Origin of the sequence: Halomonas faecis (assembly GCF_010993975.1) — a bacterium.
Classification (GTDB): domain Bacteria; phylum Pseudomonadota; class Gammaproteobacteria; order Pseudomonadales; family Halomonadaceae; genus Halomonas; species Halomonas faecis.
Map to the genome: position 1 here is coordinate 1 of NZ_JAACZO010000023.1, position 12500 is coordinate 12500.

General features: G+C 48.6%; 8 protein-coding genes and 1 pseudogene. 2 read left to right on the plus strand and 7 right to left on the minus strand.

Features of this window, described 5'->3' with window-relative positions:
* Positions 1-381: 381 nt before the first annotated feature.
* The 4 genes from drt3b to GFD32_RS11620 all read right to left on the minus strand — a co-directional run bounded on the left by drt3b (position 382) and on the right by GFD32_RS11620 (position 5247).
* A complete protein-coding gene (gene drt3b, locus GFD32_RS11605; RefSeq protein WP_163576789.1) occupies positions 382-2421 on the minus strand; it encodes an antiviral reverse transcriptase Drt3b in 2040 nt (679 codons plus the stop codon).
* Positions 2412-3701 (minus strand): antiviral reverse transcriptase Drt3a, encoded by a 1290-nt coding sequence (gene drt3a / locus GFD32_RS11610; RefSeq protein WP_163576790.1) that lies wholly within the window; start codon positions 3699-3701, stop codon positions 2412-2414. The genes drt3b and drt3a overlap by 10 nt, the downstream gene beginning before the upstream one ends.
* Positions 3702-3946: 245 nt before the next feature.
* A complete protein-coding gene (locus GFD32_RS11615; RefSeq protein ID WP_163576791.1) occupies positions 3947-4522 on the minus strand; it encodes a hypothetical protein in 576 nt (191 codons plus the stop codon).
* Positions 4523-4623: 101 nt separating this feature from the next.
* Positions 4624-5247: a nucleotidyl transferase AbiEii/AbiGii toxin family protein gene (locus tag GFD32_RS11620; RefSeq protein WP_276208805.1), complete on the minus strand. Its 624-nt coding sequence runs from the start codon at positions 5245-5247 to the stop codon at positions 4624-4626.
* Positions 5248-5357: 110 nt separating this feature from the next.
* Between GFD32_RS11620 and GFD32_RS11625 the strand changes: the two genes are divergently transcribed.
* A complete protein-coding gene (locus tag GFD32_RS11625; RefSeq protein ID WP_163576792.1) occupies positions 5358-6890 on the plus strand; it encodes an IS3 family transposase in 1533 nt (510 codons plus the stop codon).
* 120 nt (positions 6891-7010) lie between these two features.
* A pseudogene (locus GFD32_RS20135) lies at positions 7011-7230 on the plus strand (IS481 family transposase); the annotation flags it as partial.
* A gap of 305 nt (positions 7231-7535) precedes the next feature.
* On the opposite strand, the gene GFD32_RS11635 reads toward GFD32_RS20135, so the two are convergent.
* The 3 genes from GFD32_RS11635 to GFD32_RS11645 all read right to left on the minus strand — a co-directional run bounded on the left by GFD32_RS11635 (position 7536) and on the right by GFD32_RS11645 (position 12374).
* On the minus strand, positions 7536-8654 hold the full coding sequence (locus GFD32_RS11635; RefSeq protein ID WP_205599113.1) for a DNA cytosine methyltransferase: 1119 nt from the start codon (positions 8652-8654) through the stop codon (positions 7536-7538).
* Entirely contained in the window at positions 8596-10371 is a 1776-nt protein-coding gene (locus GFD32_RS11640) for an AAA family ATPase (protein ID WP_163576793.1), read from the minus strand. The genes GFD32_RS11635 and GFD32_RS11640 overlap by 59 nt, the downstream gene beginning before the upstream one ends.
* 215 nt (positions 10372-10586) lie before the next feature.
* Complete coding sequence (locus tag GFD32_RS11645; RefSeq protein ID WP_240455629.1) at positions 10587-12374, minus strand: type I restriction enzyme subunit R domain-containing protein; 1788 nt, start codon at positions 12372-12374, stop codon at positions 10587-10589.
* Between the last annotated feature and the right edge of the window lie 126 nt (positions 12375-12500).

Consider the following 12500-nt stretch of genomic DNA (forward strand, 5'->3'; position numbering starts at 1 on the left):
TCGTGTTCGAGACTCTGCCGAGGCTTGGCGAAGATGACGACCTCGACACGCTGCTGCCGTGGCACTGGAAAGACACTCTACCGGGCTGACTCACATCGCAACAGGTGGGGTTACTGGATCGTTTACCTTTGGGGGACCTCTATTCTCACGAACAGAATGCCTGTGAGGGGCGCAAGACTGCTTCCCCCAAGGGTATGCTGCCTGAGGCGTGACAGACAGCCTCAGCATCAGGTGTGTGGGATTACAAAACCATAGCCTGCAACCCCTCAACTTCAACCCTAGGTAACAGACTTGCGATCCGTTCCTTGAATGAAGCGAAACATTTACGTCACGCGTAAATAAAGCAATATTGGCCATCTGCCACATGGATAAAGTAGCATATCAGTAAGGTCTTTTCAATGCCTTCCTTTCTAAGGCTTTGATTAAACTAAGCCCTTTCCATTTCACAAACCAATATGTTTGTGAAAGCTGATCGAAAGCTTTATCAAAATCAAAACATGAAACATCCACATCTGCCTCATATTTCTCCAAGTAACGTTCTAAAAGCTCCTTCTTAACTTTCTTCTCCACAAATGGACAGCAAATTAAATCTAAAAAAAGATAAACAGACTCTGAATCCTTTAAAAGATCAAACCCTTTATTGTTCAGCCTATCTACTGCAAATTCAATGACTTTCTTTCGGTCATCATTAAAGACATCGTAGTCGCGATAGCAGTATAGCAGGCAAACCATGTCAAAATAAGTAACATCTTTCGCATCAGCATTTCCGAAAGACAGCAATCTTTTAGGTATTACAAAATTCTCGCCGAACTCACTTGTAGCTATGACTATATTTAGTCTTTCAAGCGAAATATAGCCATTCCGGTCATCATTTTTTTCTCTATCAAACTTTAGCTTTTCAACATTTCCCATAATGACAGACCGGTACGCTGTCAAATGCTTACTCAAGTTATTCTTTAAAAATTGATCAATCACAACAATTGATTTGGCAACTTTCTCTGAAGCTGAAACTGAAGGGCTGACACTATAGAAAAAGAAAACCAGCCTCATCATTATTAGAAATGCATCTCTAACCCTTAAGCTTAACTCGTGATCTTCTTTTTCTTCCTTTGAGTATCGAGCATAACTCTCTACCAAACGTAGTACACGCTTGTACAACACTCCGACCACATATGGGGAAACCTCAGAGTAACCCACCCCCTCATTACCCATCATTATCTTTATCTTATTAATAAAATTCTGCTCAAACTTGTCTGATCTTCTTATCTTGTTAGGTATAACCACATTTCTTCCACGATTTTCTTCCCTATAAAATAAAGAGTCTTCCAGACCTAAAACAACATCATTAACCCCAACAACCACTCTGGATTTGTAGGTAAAAAAAGGACGCTCGAGCTTTTCTATTTTCGACTCACTCAAGTAAAGATTATAAGATGATAGATTATCCTCAATTTCATCATATATCCTTTTCGCATCATCCTTATTCTTCGCAAAAATTACATAATCATCGACATACCTAACAACCTCATAATCAACCCCAAAGTAGATTTCATACTTACTCTCCAAAGCCTTTTCTACTTTAAAGTCTATATCTTGAAACAAGACCTCAGAAAACACCCGGCTAAATTCTGCTCCAACAGGCACTCCGTTTGTTTCATTGTTATTGCTCCTCTGCATTACCGTATCAATTCTCTGACAAAATTGATTATTATATCTCACATGATTTTTCACAAAATCCTTATGCTTGACGGCCCATGATATGGTATGTGTGTAAATAGTATCAAAGCAGCTTGCAACATCGATCAGCCACATCTGTGAGAAGCGTTTCTCAAGATCAAAATACCTTGCCGAGCTAAAAAACTTATATAGACGATCAAAACCACTATAACTAAAAAAAGAAGAAGCGTGTTTTCTCCTCAAGTCTTCTTCTATTGTCTCAATATTCACTTCCTTATACTTATTGGAGATTTTGTCATCTACATCATAAAAAGAGCCACCAACTTTGTAAGGCCTCCTGATGGAAAATACTCCAACACCACATAAATATGTTATTGCATCCGAAAACTCTCTATATATCATGCAGTAGTTTTTTTGAGACCTCGGGTGAATCAGCGAGAGCGTCCGCAAGCTATTCTCATTCTTTATTATCTTATACTTCATTGGATAACTTTGCTGATTCTGCTCTTTAAACTTATCCTCGGCGTTCAGATTTTCTTTGTAACAAGGCGAGATTAAATTGAAGTACAAAGAACTAACAATATTAAACTCACTATATTTATTTTTCATTGCCCTGTAATGGTTAATATAAAAACCATCATTTGAGAATATAATAGGGACATCTGAAGGAGAAGTATCAGTTAAAATCGCTCTCATATAGTCTTTTTTGTCTAGTTTTATCTTCCTTGATTTACTCACTTCCACACCTCAACTATCTTTGAAAGACGATCAAAACTAAATCTTTTATGCACTCTGTTTTCAAACCCATAAGAAAAACTAAATTTTACAAGCTCTTTTTTCCGCTCCTTGCTTAACTTTGATGCATACAAACTAGGCAACCTACCCCTATTGGAAAAAATTAAATATCTTAAGAAACCATCAATTTTAGAAAGCTGCTTTGACGGCATATCACAAGCAGAGCTATTATAATAAACACCTACAGGGATAACAGTAGAGTTATCTTTTTTAATAAACTCTCTATTTGTGGTTAAAAACCTTACCCTATCTTTGAGGAGTTTATAATCACCTGTTCTCGAAAAAGAGTAAAAAGCTTTGCACAACTTTTCCTTTACACGCTTCACTTTTCTGGACGAGATATCTACATTCACGCTTCTAAAGCTTGAGGTTGCTGCCCCAGAGTTTTCTTCTGTCTTATGCTTTTTCCTAACTAGTGGCAAAACCGTGTCTACGACAGAAAATCTAAATCCCAAATAATCAAAGGCACCAACCACATTACCGTTACACACACTTCCTGCTTTCTTTCTTCTTTCAACCTCAATCACCTCCCCCTTTTCTTTGTTAAATAAAAGACCTTTGGGAAGTGCCTGCTCCAAATTTTCTTCAAAGTTTTCTTTAACAACCTCATCCGAGGTTATGATTAGCAAATCATCAACAAACCTTGAATAAAAGAAAACTTCTTCTCGCGATGAAACATACTTGTCAAAACTGGCAAGGTAAATCTCCGATAGAACAGCACTTGTTTCGACTCCTCTCGGAACACTAACCCCCTCCTCTTTCCTAAAAAAAACCATCTTCTCATTGAGTATATTCTTCGAATGCATTGACAACCCTTTTAAGCTGTCAACACGATCCTTAAGTCTTCTTCCATCAATGTTTTCAAAGAATGACTTTATATCAAGTCGAAATATTTTGTACGGAGTTCCATCAATCAAAAAAACCCTAATTTCCCTAGCTATCTGCGATCTCGATTTATTGTGTTGTCGAAAGGATCTTTTTAGGTGAGTAGCACATGCTCTAAATATTAGCTTTTGAGATAGATCCGAGACAGAAAAACTCTTTTTCCTTCCTATATTGAAGCTATTGTATGAAATTCCTCCTGGAAACAATTCGTCTGCTTGCTGAACGGCTTGTTCGACGACCTTTTTCCTATACTTCTCACTTGAAAGAAGATCGTCCTTGTAGAAGTCTTCTTTCGTAAAATGTCTCGCTAGAGTGGACTCATTGAAAGCTTGTATCCTAGTCAACATTCCCTCCTACTTATCCTGCTGCTCTAATGAGAATCTCCAATCCCACTACCTTTCTCTCCGATATCATGAATCGAGTTGATCACAGCCTCAAAAACTGGCATCAATCCATGACTCTTAGGCGAAGAGGCATTGAGGACACCTCCTTTCAGGTTGGTTTGCAAGCTCATAACTCGCCCTGCTAATAAAATAATATACAATCGCTAATTTAAGAAAAAAAGACTTATCAAGCAACCCACAAAAAGTCAAAACCCTTTCCCGTTAGTGTCCCTATTCCCCTGTACCAACATCTTGAAAATAATGCGGCATGCCTTGTCTGCCATTTCCGCATCGTCAAGAAGTGGCATGGCCATTTTCTCGTTATCACTCATTGTATCCATAATGATGTTGATGAACCGTGAAGGCAAAATCCCATGCATAGCCTGATCCTCACTGTGGGAGACCACTTGCCGCATCAATGGCTCATCCTTCGATAATCTTCCGGCTAAACCTCGAAAGAAATACAGCTTGTCGTCGTCGCTGACCTCAGCACCGTAGAGGTCGTTGAGCCGGTCGATGATCTCGGCCAGGCGCTGCTTCCCGGGATCGTGGGGCTTGCCTGAGCCCACTTTGCTAACCGGGCTGAGACCGTAGTCGCCCTCGGCCTCCTCCAGGCGCAGGCGTCTCTCCTCGCGCTTGGTGAGGCGGTAGTGGGACAGTTCCAGCTCGGCGAAATCCTCCACCTCACAGTCGTAGCCGTCGGCTGCTCCGACCTGCCAGCCATGGAGCGTCCTGGCCTCGATGGTGCCCCGTTTGAACTGAGCCTCCCTGCTGCCCGCCATATCATCCCCTGCGCCTAGCGTAATTATGCGTAACAGCCTAGCGCCTCAGGGATGTAAGGAGAAGTCTACTTAGGCCGGTACACCGCCGGGGGTATTAGGGGTCATCTCCGAAGGCTACCCAGCGCCTTCTCCAATAGCTCAAGTGACTGACGGTGCTTGTCGGGCTTCATCTTCTGGATATTGGAGAGCTTCCAGCGCACGGCAGGCAGCCGATCAACGTCCGGCAGCGGAAGCAGCGCCCAGTCAGGCGCTCCCTGCTTGAAGGACATCAGGAAGCGAACGTCCTCATCGGTCATTAGCTGCCCCAGCCGTGACAGCAACTCATCACTGACGCTCTCCAGCTCCTGCAAAGGAAGGTCAATTCTAGCCATCCCAACAAACTCCTGTCGGTAGACGTCGTCCAGCGGTTTTTGTCGCGGGTTGATCACTTCGTTCAAGGGCCTGGGATGCCCCAGCAGATAGACCAGGAAGCCTTCGAATACGCTTCGATCCAGGCCGCCCTGGTTCAGAAGCAGCTTCACATCGAAGAGATCCCGGGGGTGCTGGCGATCCAGCGCGGCGCAGATCTTGCCACCATAGAGGTCCGGCTGTGACACCACCTGCACCGCAGCGAAGCCGTAATCGTCTTCCACGGCTTCCACGACATCGCGCTCCTGCGGCGGGTGCAGAGTGCCACGCAGCACCGGCGACACCTCTACCTTCACCTGGCTACGCCCTCGGCGCACCAGGATTCTAAGCTCGTCTCGGCGATTATCCTGAAGCTCTGTCAAGGGTCACCCAAATTTCCCCAGTTAGGGCTGCGGACTAAATCTTGGACTATCGACAGAGGTAGTCCATGTACACCTACGAACAACGCATCAAAGCCGTGAAGCTCTACATCAAATACGGCATGAGTGCCGCTGCTACCGTCCGTGAGCTCGGGTATCCCTCGAAGAAAAATCTGCGTCGCTGGCATGCGATCTACATCCGCACTGGAGAGCTTCCTGAACGCAGCGCCCCCAAGCCGAAATACTCAGAACCACAGAGGCAGGCGGCTGTAGAGCACTATCTGTCTCATGGACGCTGTTTAGCGAGGACTCGCAAGGCACTTGGTTATCCGACTGCGCACACACTGCGAAAGTGGCTCTTGGAAGTCGAACCTGGGCTGATGAGGGAGTCGACCGGCAGCTACATGGGGTCGCCAGTCTCACCGGAAGCGAAACGTGATGCCGTCATTGAGCTGTGCTCACGGGAAGAGGCAGCCTCGGTGATAGCCGAGAACCTGGGCGTCAGCAGGCAGATACTGTACAAGTGGAAGGCCCAGTTGCTCGGTGATGAGGCCTCTCCCGCCATGGCAAGACGTGATGACACTGACTCGCCCCCCGATCATGAATCGCTCCAGCGGCAAGTCAGCGAGCTGGAACGAAAAGTGCATAGACTCCAAATGGAGCATGACCTCCTGTCGAAGGCGAACGAACTGATAAAAAAGGATCTAGGCGTCAGCCTGCAGCGCCTGACGAACAAGGAGAAGACCCTGCTGGTTGACGCCCTGAGAGAGTTTTACCGGCTCGATGAACTCTTGAAAGAACTGAGCCTGGCGCGCAGTTCCTATTTCTACCACCGCGCCCGGATACGGATGCCCGAGAGGTATGCAGGCGTCCGCGCCGCCATCACGCAACTCTTCGATACCAATCGCCGCTGTTACGGTTACCGGCGCATTCGTGCTGAACTCAATCGGCTCGGCATGGTGATCTCGGAGAAGGTGGTCCGACGACTCATGGCGGAAGAACAACTCATCGTCCAAAGAACCCGGTGCCGGCGATACAGGTCCTACCGCGGTGAGATCACACCGGCCCCCGATAACCTCCTCAATCGCGATTTCAGCGCTGCTGCACCGAACCTCAAATGGCTGACGGATATTACCGAGTTTCAGGTCCCCGCTGGTAAGGTCTACCTGTCCCCAGTGATTGACTGCTTCGACGGGCTGGCAGTGAGCTGGACGCTCAGCACGAGCCCGGATGCGGCGCTGGTCAACACAATGCTCGACAACGCCATAGAGACGCTGGATGAAGGAGAGAAGCCGGTCATTCACAGCGACCGGGGCAGTCACTATCGCTGGCCCGGATGGCTTACCCGCGTCCAAGACGCCGGCCTGGTCCGGTCCATGTCACGCAAAGGCTGCTCGCCGGACAATGCCGCCTGTGAGGGCTTCTTCGGACGTCTCAAGACCGAGTTTTTCTACACTCGGGATTGGCAGGGCGTTACCTTGGAGCGGTTTATCGAGGAGGTCGACGACTATATCCAATGGCATAACCGAAAAAGAATTAAGCTGTCCTTGGGTGGTCTAAGCCCCTTGGAGTACCGAGTTGGTTTAGGCCTAGCCGCATGAAAAGACCACAAAAACAGTCCAAGAAAAGCGCCGCACCCCCACTTGGGGATTTTTGAATGACCGATGACAGCTCGGCTGGCACCAGACCAGTGGTTGACCCAGGCCGAGCGCTTCGGCGCCCTGCTGGACGAGCACTTCCGCATCCAGGGGCGCACCAAGTGGTACGAGGCCCTGGAAGAGATGCAGCAGGACCTGGACGACTATCTGGTCACCTACAACACGAAACGGCCGCATCAGGGGCGCAACATGAAGGGGGGGGACGCCCTATGCCGTCTTCAAGAAAGGACTCCCCAAGGTGACCAAGAAGGAACCCAGGAAAACGGCAGAAAACACTGCTTAACTATAGGGATCCCACGGGGGCATGTGTCAGGCGAATACCATCACTGTACAGACGGTGAGGTCATGCTGGCAAGCCACTTCAGTGACCGTGGTCTTGCCCTTGAAGATATCCATGACCACGGCGGCTTAGCGCTTCACGGTCCAGCGTTGACGGCGGGTTCATTGCTCATCGCATCCTCCTGATCGCTGCACTTTAGCCTGTGCAGCTTTGGAGGGGGTCACTTCATCTTTTGAGAATAAGAAAACTACCACCCCATCCAGCCCGAGATTTATTTTATTTAAAACACAGAGCTTCACAGCAACACATCAGCCAACCCTGTTTAATATTATTTCTTTTAAACATGCCGCATGAGCCTTAATAAAAGGGGGCGGCAAAGCATTCCCAATCATGAGCGCGATACTCTCTTTCCCATGAGAAGTATCAAACCGGTAACTCTTCGGAAACCCCTGGAGAATTGCAGCCTCTCTAAGAGTAATTGCCCTGTTCTTAGAAGGGTGAAGGAATCTCCCCTTAGAAGGATTATGGCACCCACTCGTTATAGTTGGTGAAACTTTATCCCATGACATTCTACCATAGACATCCCTAAAGCCTCCGCTTTTTTTAAAGCAGGATAAGTGATGTTTTTTTGGCAACTCGAACCTGCTACCACCATCTAAGGGAATCATGGAAATTATCTTCCTAACTTCTTTGCTCCTTTTCTCAGGAAGATTATGCAGATCATCACCACCTTCGCCAGGATTTTTCAACGTTGCAATAGCTTTTCTGACAGTAATCTTTTCCACAGCCTTTTCAGCCAGTGACGGCTTCCCACTTTTAGCCCCCAAGAGTATCAGCCTCTTTCTTCTCTGTGGAACAGAGTAATCAGAGGCATCTAAAACTTTGTATTCACACTTATACCCTAGAGCTTTAAGCCGAGAAACAACGTCAACAAATCTCCCATCACTTTCTAATGATGGAACATTCTCCAGCATTACAGACTTAGGTGAAAGGGCTGCTACAAACCTGTAGAACTCCTCAATCAGATTATTCCGATCATCATCAATAGAAACACTCTTATTCTTTGTTCTAAGCCGTGAAAAACCTTGGCAAGGTGGACACCCAGCAATCAATCCAAGCTCCCCCTTCCTCAACCCCAAAGACGTCATCACTTCACGAGGGTCAACTTCCCGGATATCACAATTATAAAACCTAACTCCAGGATGGTTGAGGCGATAAGTTTCACTAGCTTTCTTATCCAGCTCGACACCCGCAAGCACGGAAAATCCTGACTGCCGCAAGCCTTCACTTAACCCACCACACCCGCTAAAAAGGTCAAATGCGGTTAACAAATTAGACTCTTTCATGCTTAAAATTTTATGACCTTTTCTAAACAAAACCAAGCCAAGCTTGTATGACAGCTCTGATATTGAGAAAATCCTTGTCACCCAGATCTACATTATCAAGTAACATTTTGACAGCTCCGATTTCATCCCCAGCAGTGAGTGTTTTTGGAAGCCTATCCCTTAGCATGCGCTTAGCGGCCTGAGAGTTCGGAATTTCCACTCTAGAAATACCGTAAACTTTTTCAAGAAGAAATGCCTCCGGGCAAATAAATGGCAGGTATTTTAACCTTTTCTCAACCCATAGTAAATAGTCTTTTTGATTTCCAATCCGCTCCCTCCGCGTGCCTGCCGGATCATCCCCACCACTCAATGAGAACTTGGGGTTAACACCTACCTCTTGTAAAATAACTTCCCCAAGCTCACCTTGTTTATCTTCTGGAACAGAGACAGGATTTGTAAACGCATCTACTTTTTTCTTGTCCCCATCTAGCAATACATAGCAATCATGCCCTGATAAGATATGCCCAGGAATTTGTCTACACAAAATCTCATCAGCTCCACCTGGAGCAACAGAAACTTCACAAGCCTCCACCTCCCCAGGATCTAAAGTCATTATCGCATGATCAACAATTATTTTTGCCATTGGATCTTCTACATAGACAATTTTCCGCCCATTACTTTTTCCAAGACGATTTAGTGCAACATACGGAGAGCATTGATTCAATATACAAGATTTACCATCTTGCTTAACGTCTACTACTTTTATTGCAGATTCAGGAAGACCTGTTAAAAACTCGATCGAGTGAGTAGACACTACAACCTGAGTTTTCTTCCTTTTTATTTGCTCAAGAATGAATCGCAAAAGTTCTCTCTGTGCCCCTGGATGTAGAGACGTCTCAGGCTCATCAATAAGCACCAAGGCATAATCCGCAGCCTCAAGCAACCTTACCACAATCTCTACTACCGATACCTCACCACTGCCTGCAAAAGCTTCAGAGTACTCAATACCGCGACTAAAAACTACACTAATATCTTCACTTTTTTGACCAGAATACAGAGAATGTTTTATATAAGTTGCAGAATCATACTTCCTCCCTAATATCTGAGAGACCCATTCCACCTCCTCGTCAGAGAGATCTCTGTTTTCAAATACCCTTTCAGGCCCTCCCCCCAACTTCCAGCTTTGCACATCGTCTCTCAGCACACGCTTAATTTTTTTAGCACCTGCTTTCATCTCTTCATGTTTTTTCGTTAGGTCGCTCAAAGGAAGACCATAACTAAATGCCCTATCAAATGCACCAACCACACTGCGCATATTCAAGTTAACAACCTGCCTTTCAACAGGATTCCAGCGATCTTTATCTTTACGAGGGTACTCTTTCTCTGGAAGCTCACCCATATTATCGCCTTTAGTTGCCTTTGTCGGCTCCCAGTACTCGTATTCTCTCTTCTGGCTATAAACCCTAGCCTTTCTAGTTTCCACATAGTTATTATACTCATCATGCCAGTGAGCATAAATATAGCGAGGAGGATTTCTCTTTTTGGCCTCTATAGGATCAAGATCCGTAGAGAACCAGTATACAGCAGTGCTTTCTCCCTCCGGCATTCCATACAGTGCATGAAGGATAGAGCTCTTTCCCGAACCATTAGCGCCAACAACAGCAGTAAAAGGAAAATCAAACTCAATTAAAGCATCATTCTCCAACCCCTTGAAATTCGGAAATCTAGCGTGTCCGATGTATTTTTTTAGCTGTCTCCCAGGCTTAAACTTTGAAATAACAGCTACAAGATCAGAAATCGACTTCTCACAATTGTTCATCACTGCCCCTGCGTTACATCGAAAAAATAACGAATTTTCAAACAACTGCAATCATTAACCGCCGAGCATCAAAAACTCCGCGAGATGCAAAAAAATTAATCCCTCAACCCTAAAACCCACCTGCCTGCTACCACCAAATAGCCACCAGCCTAGCTAGGGAAATCGGGGACAGACCCTCATTAACCCAGAGCCTCATTAACCCATAGGTGGAAATATCACGTACCTGGCTGCACATCTCGCCCGGCCCTCCCCGCCAACAGCTTCAGAATCAACAGCGCAAACTGCCTGCCGGTCTCCTCGTCCTCCAGCAGCGGCATCGAGAGCTTCTCGTGGTCGCTCAGGGCGTCTAGCACCGCGTCGGTGACCTTCTTCGGGAAGAGGCCGTGCATCACCTGGTCTTCGCTGTGATTGCGAACCTGGGCCATCACCGCCTCGTCGCGCTCAATGCGGTCGGCGATGCCATTGGCGAAATGCAGCTTGTCGTCGTCGCTGACCTCCGCGCCGTAGAGGTCATTGAGACGGTCGATGATCTCGGCCAGGCGCTGCTTCTCGGGGTCGTGGGGCTTGCCGGATCCCACCTCACTGACCGGGGTAAGGCCGTAGTCGCCCTCGGCCTCCTCGAGGCGCAGGCGCTTCTCCTCACGCTTGGTGAGGCGGTAGTGGGTCAACTCCAGCTCGCTGACGTCGATGCTCTCCTCTTCCAACAGCCGGTCGGTGCGCAGCAGCGGGTGGAGATGGCGAGCGAAGACGCAGAGCTGCTCCAGCTCAGGGTCGTCGAAGGTGACGATCTGGCTGAGGAATTCGTAGGTGCGCACGAAGCTCTGCAGGTTCTTGCGGAACAGGTCGAGCTCGTCGCGGGTGGTGCCGGCCTCCTTGAGCTCCTGCTCGGCGCGCTTCAGGCCCTTGTCGTCGCCATTCTGTTCGGCGACCTGGCGAGCCTCCTTCCAGACCTGAAGTTGTCCCAGGGCCAGCTGGTAGCGCTGCTTGAAGCGATCCTGAGCCGGACGGCAGTGATAACTGAGGCTAGAGGCCGGCGCCTTGGGGTCGAAGAAGGCCTTAGCGAAGGCTTCCACCTCGGGCCAGTGATAGATGCCGCTGGCGTCCAGGGTGCGCTGCAGGTCGTAGACCACGTTGGGATCGGAGACGTCGGCCAGCTCGGCCTTGCGGTAGTAAGGCGCGAAGGCGTCGAGGATCTCCTGCTCGTCGTTGTAGAAGTCGAGGATGAAGGTCTGCTTGCCGGGAAACAGCCGGTTGAGCCGCGAAAGGGTCTGCACGCAATCCACGTCACGCAGCTTCTTGTCCACGTACATGGCGCAAAGCTTGGGCTGATCGAAGCCGGTCTGGAACTTGTTGGCCGCGATCATCACGTTGTAGTCGTCGGTGTCGAACGCCTCGGCCAGGTCGCGCCCCTTGAGCCCGGGGTTGAGCAACTGGCTGGTCTCGGTGACCTCCTCGGGGATCTCTTCATCGGGCGGCACGCTGCCGGAGAAGGCCACCATGGGATGAACGTCGGCGTGGCCCTGCGCTTCGATGTATCGACGCATGGCCAGCTGGTAGCGCACCGCCTCCTGGCGACTGGCGGTAACCACCATGGCCTTGGCCTGGCCGTCGAGCAGGTGGCGTACGTTGTCACGGTAATGCTCGACGATCACTTCCACGCGCTGGGCGATGTTGTAGGGGTGCAGCCGCACCCACTTGGCCAGGGTCCGCGAGGCCTTCTTGGAATCGACTTCCTGGTCTTCCCCCTCGGGATGGGCGAGCTTCCAGGCGGTGCCGTAGGTGACGTAGTTGCGCAGCACGTCGAGGATGAAGCCCTCCTCGATGGCCTGGCGCATGGAGTAGAGATGGAACGGCTCGGGCTTGTTGTCGGCGCCGGCCGGCAGCTCGGGATCCGGCGGACGCCCGAACAGCTCCAGGGTCTTGGCCTTGGGGGTGGCGGTGAAGGCGTAGTAGCTGATGCGCTCGCTGGGGCGGCGCGAGGCCACGGCGGCATCAAGCATCATGTTCTGGTCAAGTCAGAGCGGACACATTTTCAAGCCGCAGCTGCCAGTTCAATCTCCCTCGGCGTCTGGTAGCCCAGGGTCGAGTGGAGCCGGCAGCTGTTGTACTCCATCTCGATGTACTCGATC

Excerpts from the sequence above, each read along its gene's own strand:
- GFD32_RS11615 (WP_163576791.1), bottom strand. The coding sequence starts at position 4,522 with ATGGCGGGCAGCAGGGAGGCTCAGTTCAAACGGGGCACCATCGAGGCC.
- GFD32_RS11625 (WP_163576792.1), top strand. The coding sequence starts at position 5,358 with ATGTACACCTACGAACAACGCATCAAAGCCGTGAAGCTCTACATCAAA.
- GFD32_RS11640 (WP_163576793.1), bottom strand. The coding sequence starts at position 10,371 with ATGAACAATTGTGAGAAGTCGATTTCTGATCTTGTAGCTGTTATTTCA.
- GFD32_RS11645 (WP_240455629.1), bottom strand. The coding sequence starts at position 12,374 with ATGATGCTTGATGCCGCCGTGGCCTCGCGCCGCCCCAGCGAGCGCATC.